General features: G+C 43.7%; 9 protein-coding genes and 1 pseudogene. 6 read left to right on the forward strand and 4 right to left on the reverse strand.

The genetic code is table 11. The annotated features are described in order from the left end of the window. The first annotated feature begins 96 nt into the window (after positions 1 to 96). Positions 97 to 243: a hypothetical protein gene (locus DSM107010_RS40665; protein WP_181246493.1), complete on the forward strand. Its 147-nt coding sequence runs from the start codon at positions 97 to 99 to the stop codon at positions 241 to 243. Between the two features lie 105 nt (positions 244 to 348). On the opposite strand, the gene DSM107010_RS35805 is transcribed toward DSM107010_RS40665, so the two are convergent. Beyond that, on the reverse strand, positions 349 to 1,257 hold the full coding sequence (locus DSM107010_RS35805) for a LysR family transcriptional regulator (RefSeq protein WP_106169544.1): 909 nt from the start codon (positions 1,255 to 1,257) through the stop codon (positions 349 to 351). A 125-nt stretch (positions 1,258 to 1,382) separates the two neighbouring features. On the opposite strand from DSM107010_RS35805, the gene DSM107010_RS35810 reads away from it, so the two are divergent. The 4 genes and pseudogenes from DSM107010_RS35810 to DSM107010_RS35825 form a co-directional block, all read left to right on the forward strand. Further along, positions 1,383 to 2,264, forward strand: coding sequence for an oxidoreductase (locus DSM107010_RS35810; RefSeq protein ID WP_106169543.1), 882 nt, complete (start codon positions 1,383 to 1,385; stop codon positions 2,262 to 2,264). Positions 2,265 to 2,400: 136 nt separating this feature from the next. Next, positions 2,401 to 2,685, forward strand: a complete 285-nt coding sequence (locus DSM107010_RS35815) for a hypothetical protein (RefSeq protein ID WP_106169542.1) — start codon at positions 2,401 to 2,403, stop codon at positions 2,683 to 2,685. A 266-nt stretch (positions 2,686 to 2,951) separates the two neighbouring features. Continuing rightward, complete coding sequence (locus DSM107010_RS35820; RefSeq protein ID WP_241994471.1) at positions 2,952 to 3,965, forward strand: IS630 family transposase; 1,014 nt, start codon at positions 2,952 to 2,954, stop codon at positions 3,963 to 3,965. 7 nt (positions 3,966 to 3,972) lie between these two features. After that, positions 3,973 to 4,335 (forward strand): annotated as a pseudogene (locus tag DSM107010_RS35825) (ISKra4-like element ISLesp2 family transposase); the annotation flags it as partial. A gap of 304 nt (positions 4,336 to 4,639) precedes the next feature. On the opposite strand, the gene DSM107010_RS35830 reads toward DSM107010_RS35825, so the two are convergent. From DSM107010_RS35830 to DSM107010_RS35840, 3 genes are all read right to left on the reverse strand, one after another. Beyond that, positions 4,640 to 5,188 (reverse strand): GNAT family N-acetyltransferase, encoded by a 549-nt coding sequence (locus tag DSM107010_RS35830; RefSeq protein WP_106171436.1) that lies wholly within the window; start codon positions 5,186 to 5,188, stop codon positions 4,640 to 4,642. Positions 5,189 to 5,206: 18 nt separating this feature from the next. Further along, on the reverse strand, positions 5,207 to 5,707 hold the full coding sequence (locus DSM107010_RS35835) for a GNAT family N-acetyltransferase (RefSeq protein ID WP_106171434.1): 501 nt from the start codon (positions 5,705 to 5,707) through the stop codon (positions 5,207 to 5,209). Between the two features lie 135 nt (positions 5,708 to 5,842). Beyond that, positions 5,843 to 6,301: a hypothetical protein gene (locus tag DSM107010_RS35840; protein WP_106171432.1), complete on the reverse strand. Its 459-nt coding sequence runs from the start codon at positions 6,299 to 6,301 to the stop codon at positions 5,843 to 5,845. 829 nt (positions 6,302 to 7,130) lie between these two features. Between DSM107010_RS35840 and DSM107010_RS35845 the strand changes: the two genes are divergently transcribed. After that, positions 7,131 to 7,343, forward strand: a complete 213-nt coding sequence (locus DSM107010_RS35845; RefSeq protein WP_127025264.1) for a hypothetical protein — start codon at positions 7,131 to 7,133, stop codon at positions 7,341 to 7,343. Positions 7,344 to 7,699: the final 356 nt, after the last annotated feature.

The following is a 7,699-nucleotide window of genomic DNA, read 5'->3' on the forward strand; positions in this document are numbered from 1 at the left end:
CTTTAAGAAATGTTGACGCTTCTCGATCCCCTTGTTAAGAAGGAGCTGTGCGCGCACGACTAGTTTGACAAATCTCAAATTTCAGGAGGTTATGACATGGATAGTTCAATCGCGCTTCCCATAGCAGTATTAATCCTCGGTTGGCTCTTGGCTGCCGCTATCGGCTCTTGGGCTTACTTTGCTGGTAGCGATCGCCAAAATGACAAATCGTTTCCCCTACCTAAATTTGTGACGAAGCAATAAGCGCTCGGCAAATGTAGTAGGGTAGTAGGGGGGCGCATCGAGGCATTGGGGGAGTACAAAAATTCAATTCATGCTCCGTTATTCATCAAGGTTATTTCGCTATCCTCAAGCTAAATCTTGATGTGCTGAGGTCGATGAAATGGCTGCTCTCGTTTGTTCAATGAATTGGTGTAAGACTGGGGAAGTGTCGGTTTGTCGCCATGCGATTGCTAACTCAATTTGCGGTGTTGAGTCGGCTAGTGGTTTATAAACCACTCCAACTCGTTGCCAATTTTGCAATGACGCTGGAACGAGTGCAACGCCTAATTCTGCGGCAACTAAACTCACGATCGTTGGCATCTGAATTGCTTCTTGAGCGACCTGCGGTGTAAATCCAGCCTGCTGACACAAGCTGTAGATTTGGTCATAAAATCCTGCACCAAGATGGCGTGGAGACAGTACAAAGGGTTGCGCTGCCAAAGATACTAGAGACACCTGAGTTTGAGTTGCCAGTGGATGAGCTTCGGGTAGCGCGACCACAAGTGACTCCTGTAGAACCGTCTCTAGAATCAGGTCTTCGTCGTTTAGGGGCGGACGGATGAATCCTAGCTGGATACGATTGTTGTGTAAAGCTTCTACCTGTTCAGCAGTCGTCATTTCATCCAGAATCAGTTGCACATTGGGAAACCGTTGTCGAAAGGCTTTTAAGATTACAGGCAAAATGCTATCAGTCGCAGACCCGACAAAGCCTAAGATCAACCGACCGAGTTCTCCTCGGTCTGCTCGTTGTGTGATTGCAATCGCTTGGTCAGCTTGCATTAATAGGTAACGTGCTTCCTGCAAAAGCACCTGCCCTGCATCGGTCAAGCGAACCGTTCGTTTCGTTCGGTACAACAGTTGCACATCTAGTTCCGCTTCCAATTGACGGATTTGCTGGCTGAGGGGTGGTTGAGCCATCTGGAGCCGCTGTGCTGCTCGTCCAAAGTGGAGTTCTTCTGCCACGGTCACAAAGTAGCGTAAGTGTCGAAGTTCCATTGATTAATATGTTTTAGCTCTTAGTCTAAGACATAAACGATATTGGACATATTATTCGCCGGATTTTAGTGTAGAGATAAGCACATTATTCAAACTGTCTTGTCGTTTCTGTTGGAGATATAGCCATGAACTCAGACAAAAACCGTATTGCTCCTAAAGTTTGGTTGATTACAGGCTGTTCAACTGGATTTGGACGTGCCATAGCAGAAGCTGTGTTGAAGCAGGGCGACTACCTGATAGCGACGGCTCGTGAACCAGAACAACTTCGTGCTTTGATTGACCAATATCCAGACAATGCAAAGGCTGTACGTCTAGATGTAACTCTACCTCAAGAGGGACAAGCAGCCATTGATGCAGCAATCAAAACATTTGGTCGAATTGATGTACTCGTGAACAATGCTGGATATGGACTAATTGGCGCACTCGAAGAAGTCAGTGAAACTGATATCCGTCAAGCATTTGAAACTAACTTCTTTGGGGCAATCCATCTGATCCAAACAGTCTTGCCTTTGATGCGTCAGCAAAGCAGTGGTCACATTGTCAATATTTCATCTACAGCAGGATTAGTCGGGTTTGGCGGAAGCAGCATCTACTGCGCCACTAAATTTGCCCTGGAAGGGATGTCTGAAGCCCTGGCTAAAGAAGTCGAATCTTTTGGCATTAAAGTCACTTTAATTGAGCCTGGAGCATTTCGGACAAACTTTAACGGACGCTCTCTGGCAGCCGCCGAACAGCCCATTGATGCCTATGATTTGGTGAGCCGTGCTTCATTGCAGTGGTTCAAACAGATGGATGGTAGGCAACCCGGCAATCCAGCGAAAGCAGCACAAGCCATCATTCAAGCCGTGGAAAATCCTCATCCACCCCTGCGACTGGCATTAGGCACTGATGCCATGAGCTTGATTCAGGAAAAATTGGAATCAGTCAAAACGAATTTAGAAAGTTGGCAACAAGTAACGGTCAGTACAGATTATGCCGATAGTCATACTGAGGCACTCTCTAGATAGCGAAAGAGCGCATTCAGTGTTTGCGTACTGTAGCGATGATTTTCCCTTGCTACTGACGTAGGAGATTAAGAGATTCCAGAGGTGTGAATAGTTCACACCTCTGATATGTACTATCATTCTGTTTCTAGTAATTCTCATGCAACAATCTGTTGAACTATTGTATCCAGACAATTCAGATTGGCAACAATTGTGTCAACAACTTAGATCTGCTGTTACCTTAGCTACATTGGTACTCACTGCATGGAAAATGGGATTGTGGATTGCTAGAAGCATTGTTGAGCAGCAATTGACTGAGCGGGGAAAGCGTCAAGATGAGCAAAGTTATTGCTCAGTTTGCAACACTCTGCTACTAAGTAAAGGCTTTGCTGAACGTCAAATGCTAACCTTGGTGAACTTGCTGCTTCAATTCTACAGCAAGTAACTGGAGTCAGCATCAGTGACAGTACAATCTGGAATTGGGTACAAGCATTTGGACAACAGACGAAAACCTATTTGGAAAGTCAACTTGAAGCGTTTATCCATGGGAAAGTTATACCAATGGAAGCACGAGATCCTATGCTCGAAGCAATGCCTACCACTTGGTTGTTAATACGCTACAGTTGAGGAGAAGAGTATTTAAATTTAAGCCTGATGTCTGGGAGAGTCAAGCTCAATATTGCTGAATCACCGGAGACCCTGAAAACTCTCTTGAAGCAGCAAAAAACGGCAACTGGAAAGGAAAGAGTACAAGCACTGTATTTGCTAAAAACTAAACAAGTGGAAACAGTGCAACATTTAGCAGTGGTATTAGGACGTAATCGAGTTACGGTACAAAGATGGCTAAGCCGATATCGTCAGGGGGGATTAAATTATTTATTAGAAGTAGGTAAAAGTACAGGAAGAACACCATTAATTCCATCTGAAGTAGTAGAACGTTTAAAACAAGAACTTCTTGAACCTGAAGGATTTTCTAGTTATGAGGAGGTCAGACTGTGGTTAGCAGCAGAGTTAGGGGTACAAGTCAAGTATGATGTGGTACATAATCTAGTGCATGACAAACTAAAGGCTGATTTGAAAGTAGCGAGACCAAAAAGTAGCGAGCAAGAGCCAGGGGTAGTAGAAAGCTTTAAAAAAGAACTACCCCAAAAGTTACTGAGTGTGATAGAAGAGGCAGAAAAGCAATCAAAAAAGTTTAAGAGTGTACGGTATTGGTGCGAAGATGAAACGAGATTAGGGTGGAAAACTGTTCAAAGAAGAAAATTGACATCCAGGGGAGTTAAACCTATAGGCACCCTTCAGTTTAGACGAGAAAAGTACTATATGTATGGTGTTGTAGAACCATTAACTGGAGAAAACTTTTTCCGCGAACTGTCTCATTTAGATACAGAATGTTTTCCAGAATTTCTGAATGAGTTTTCTGAAACATATCCTGAAGAATTACAGATTATTCAATTAGACAATGGTTCATTTCATACAACTCCTAAACTAAAAGCTCCCGAAAATATCATCCTTCTGTTTCAGCCAGCTCACTGTCCAGAACTCAATCCCATAGAAAGACTTTGGGAACATCTCAAAGGATTTTTGAGCTGGGAGATTTTTAATAATCTCAATAGTCTCAAAGCTAAAATTAGAAGAATTCTCAACTCGTTTAGTGAAAAAATTCTGAAAGATTTGACTGGATGGAGGTATATTCTCACTTCTTTAGAAGTTGCAAACATTTAACCAAATGGTACCCTTGCTCATTGCGGCTGATGGAGTCACAGTTCCATTTCGACCGCAACCGAAAACCGCAAAAGGCAAAATCGTCTGGCGAGAAGTCAAAGTTGCACTCCTGGCGCGATTGGGTAAACATCAGACTCAAGCTGGTAAGAACGTCACCCAATTACATCAACGACGATTCGTTGCAGTGCTGGGCAGCATTGATGATCTCAAACCCCGATTACAACTCGAAGCAATGCGTCAAGGACTGAAGACAGCACCTCAAATCGCTTGGATTTCCGATGGAGCGCGTGGATTTTGGCGGCTTTATCAAGAATGCTTCGCTCATTGTGCCATCGGCATTTTAGATTTCTACCACGCGGCACAACATCTCTAGAAAGCGGCGAGGGGAGCGTAACAAATTATTATGCTTTGTGCTACATTGAAGCACACTTTGCAGAAGCGACCAATTTATTGAGAATTAGATGATTCAACATCTTATTTTTTCGTCGCTCATTCTCATTAAACTTTAAGCTTTCAACGGCATACTACAAAGCATAATAATTTATTACGCTCCCAAGGGCGATCGCGGCACTCAAAAATTCCCGATGCTCATCAACAACTGCAGCAGCGCTTAACTAACGAGAACCTCAACAGCATTCATAAAACGGGGAGTTGCGGTTGTTCTAGCGCAACTGTCAGTTAATCAGCCTGGTCATCAGTAGGACAGGTACAGTATTGTCACCCGCTGCTAGGTAATATTCACTACCAACCTCTACAAAACTCCAACGGCGGTAGAAGGCGATCGCACGGGTATTATTTTCCAAAACGCGGAGCCAGCAGGTTCTAAACCCATTGTTTGCGACAAATTCTAGTGCAGTCTGCATAAGCTTCGCTCCGATGCCTTGACCAATCCACTGCGAATCTAGGTACAAGCGCACCAGCTCAATTGGGCCTGTGCCCGTTATTGCCTCTGAAGTGGACGTTGGCTGAAGCTTGGTATAGCCGCAGGGCTCCTGGTTAACGGTAACCAGGAGGTAAAAAATCTCTGGGTTTGCGAGTTCGGCATTCAGCCGCTTTAGGCTGAATGCCTCCGAGATGTGGCGGTCGATGTCTTCGCTGGAAAAGGCAGCACCATACGTTTGTCGAATCGTACGCGCACCCAATTCAGCCAGGACAACTGCGTCATCTTCTGCTGCTCTGCATATCGTAATGGCTTCTTTAGTGGTTTGTAGTTGGTTTTGCATACTGATCCTCCTTCCATTTCAAAAGTTCTTTCTAATTTCCCATCTCCACACAGCTCCAACATCAGGATCGACAGTCTCTGAGACTTTGGTCATGCCACACTTTGCCAATACTCTCGTTGATGCATTGGGTTCTGCCAATGTATGAGCGCTAACACAGTCAACTAACTCTGACTCAAACGCTATCTTAATAAGCTGACATGCCGCAGATGTTGCAAAACCTTTGCCCCGATAACTTGGGGCAACAGAGTAACCAATCTCAACCATGCGCCTAGAATCAGGAACGGATTTGAAGCCACCAAACCCAACTAAAGTCCGATCGGGATGAAAAAGAAACAGATATGGCAGCCAGGGATACCAGATTTGCAAAGTTTGGAATTGGTTCAGGATGTGCTGAAGCGCCCCTTCAAAGGGCATATATCCATCAACGACCTGAAGCCCGTAAGCCTGTCGAAAGGCGTCTATGTCCTCAATTAGATATTCAAGGTGTTGAACAGAGCACGGAACAATTTCTACATTCATAGATTTAGCTTTTTCATTTTGGCAGTCCTGGTATACGAACCAAGGCAGGAAGGAGCAACAGTGAAGTCAGTGATCGTAGAATGATTGATTTTCTAAGCTTTTCTCGCTTGAGCAATAGGAATCTTGCCTGCCTAGCTAATCAAACATCGCCTTCAGATTTTCCGGCTGCACTATAGCCAGGTATCGCTCCATGAGTGTTGGTGGCAACAGCTCAAACAGGATTTCATTTTCCACCCAGAATTCAATCAGTTCAAAGTCTCCGTGTTTGCAGCGGACAGCGCGCCATCCTTCTCGATTAGCAATCTCGTAAATTTGCGCTTCGCTGATTGGGACTGCAATATTCACATGAGTAGCAGTGTAGCCAGTAGCATCAGGGTTAGGATTGGAGAACCAGACGGATTCCAACGATGAACCAGGTTTGAGTACCGTGCCTTTGGGCATAAACGCAATGGCGGTACCATACCGATCCAGGCTAATTGTGAAATAGCTACCAGGATGAGCGGGGAACGGAATCGGCCGTCCCTGCCATAATTCTGCAACCACCTTAGCGACATGAAGTGGATTGTTAACAGCAAGTGAAATGTGATGAATCATGGTAGAAGCTCCTAAAAAGAATAAACAAGGGAAGATTCTGTGAACATCACAAAGTAGGGCTGTTTGTTCTGCTTATACGTTGTTACCTCCTGATTTGAGACTAAAGAGTCATTTCTGTAAAAGACTGCTGACATTTCACAACCTTTTATTCACTAAGGTAGTTCGATGTTTTGTATCTGTCTTTACAGAAAAACTCTGGACTTTGTCTTCAGCTACCTCTGAAAATCTCGGGTTGGCTGACGCGAACCTTTGCGTTGAGCAGCCTATGCTCAAACTGGTGGTGTTATCAAACTGTTGGAAAACTGTAATAATACGATATTATTTAGGAAGTGTTAAATCTGGGTTCACGTTGTCGGGGTATTCTCTCGCAACACAGATGCTGTTTCCGGCAACAACAAAATCATAAAACATCTAGGCCATAAATACAGCTATACAGAATGCTGGTTTTACAGCTACCCATTAACACAGCTTGCCAGAAAGCAGTAAGCAATCAGGCCCAGCGCTTTGTTAAACACGCCAATTGAGGGTTTCAACACCGAGGGTTGGGAGCGTAATAAATTATTATGCTTTGTAGTATGCCGTTGAAAGTTTAAAGTTTAATGAGAATGAGCGACGAAAAAATAAGATGTTGAATCATCTAATTCTCAATAAATTGGTCGCTTCTGCAAAGTGTGCTTCAATGTAGCACAAAGCATAATAATTTGTTACGCTCCCACTAGAAGCAGAAGATAATTCAACCCTATCTGATGCAGAGCAAAAAGATTTCATAGTTGCGCTTGCCCATACTGAAGATTTTTCGCTCTGCAAGCGCGCGATCGCCGATTGTTTTGTGAGTAAGTCAACCAGGTGCTTACCATTGGTCGAGCTGGTAGAACAGATAGACTCTTCAACTACACTAAAGTCAGAGCGGAAAATCAGATTAGTCAAAACTTGGTTGGCTGTTCTGTCGGGAGAGTTTGAGTTAGAACAACGGGAAGATTTCTACAGTCAAACTGGAGTTTGGGTTTCTTTAGGTGCGATCGCTGTCTCACCATCAGATTAAACATCAATGTTTAAGGATTGAAGATACCGAAGCTGGGAAAATTTGGTCAGGGCTGCTTCTTACCCAGTATCAATGATATAAAAACAAGCATAACGTTATGTTTATTCTTCAATTGAATACTCAAAAGAGTCGATAGTTTATTTACAAAGTCTTAGTGACATCGTCTTGACGATATGAAAAATAAACGATATGGTCGTTCTCAGCTTTTTTGATATGGTATGGATTTTAAACACATAAGCATAACGCTATGCTTTATGAACCTTCCGAACTTGATAGAACTAGTACTACAGTTGTAGATAGCTGAGCGATTGGGAAAGGCGACGTTTGTAATGATAAAACTTAGCAATCGCTTGATG

This window comes from Chroococcidiopsis cubana SAG 39.79 (assembly GCF_003991895.1).
GTDB lineage: Bacteria > Cyanobacteriota > Cyanobacteriia > Cyanobacteriales > Chroococcidiopsidaceae > Chroococcidiopsis > Chroococcidiopsis thermalis.